Source organism: Cupriavidus sp. 05N40 (assembly GCF_056397305.1).
The window spans coordinates 1-706 of record NZ_JBFTND010000456.1 but is presented as its reverse complement, the minus strand read 5'-3'; the positions used below and the strand labels follow the sequence as shown (position 1 = coordinate 706).

2 protein-coding genes are annotated in these 706 nt (G+C 62.6%); one reads left to right on the top strand and one right to left on the bottom strand.

The window, feature by feature from the left end; all coding sequences use genetic code 11:
* Positions 1–269, top strand: a 269-nt coding sequence (catC, locus tag AC1DO7_RS41425; RefSeq protein WP_477117593.1) for a muconolactone Delta-isomerase, incomplete at its 5' end; no start/stop codon positions are given.
* 143 nt (positions 270–412) lie between these two features.
* Here the strand turns inward: catC and AC1DO7_RS41420 are convergent.
* Positions 413–706 (bottom strand): biotin/lipoyl-containing protein (locus tag AC1DO7_RS41420; protein WP_441643458.1); only part of this gene is annotated, 294 nt, incomplete at its 5' end.

The window sequence follows — 706 nt, the reverse complement described above, 5'->3', positions numbered from 1 at the left end:
ACTGCGTACAGATGGACGTGAAGATCCCCGACTCGCTCGCGGCGGAGCGCGCCGAGGCCATCAAGGCTGCCGAGAAGGCGCGCGCCATCGAGATCCAGAAGTCTGGCAAGTGGCCCCACCTGTGGCGCGTGACCGGCCGCTATGCCAACGTCAGCATCTTCGATGTGGGAAGCAACGATGAACTGCACGAACTGCTGTCTTCGCTGCCGCTGTTTCCCTACATGACCATACAGGTCACGCCGCTGGCGCGGCATCCGTCGGCGATTTGAGAACTAGTTGTGATGCGTCAAGACGTTATTTATCGAGGCTGCGAGTGGGGCTAAATCGGCCTGATGTGCGTTTTGTCACAACTTGCCCTCCCGTCCTGGACGGACGGGAGGCAACAGCATGTCTCCGTGCAAGCACGCCAATATCAATCCGCCGGCTTCAACTCGATCAGCAGATCCTTCGCGGCCACGCGGTCACCCTGCTTCACATGCACTGCGGCAATCTCGCAGTCGCGATCCGCGGTGATGTGGGTTTCCATCTTCATCGCCTCCAGCGCCATCAGCGTCGTACCCGCCGCCACGCGCTGTCCTGGCTGGACCGCCACCGTCACGATCGAGCCCGGCATGGGCGCGGCGATATGCAGCGGATTGCCGGGCTCGGCAACCGGACGGCTGCTGCGCACCACGCTCGCATGCGTGGTACTACGCTGCTCGACCAG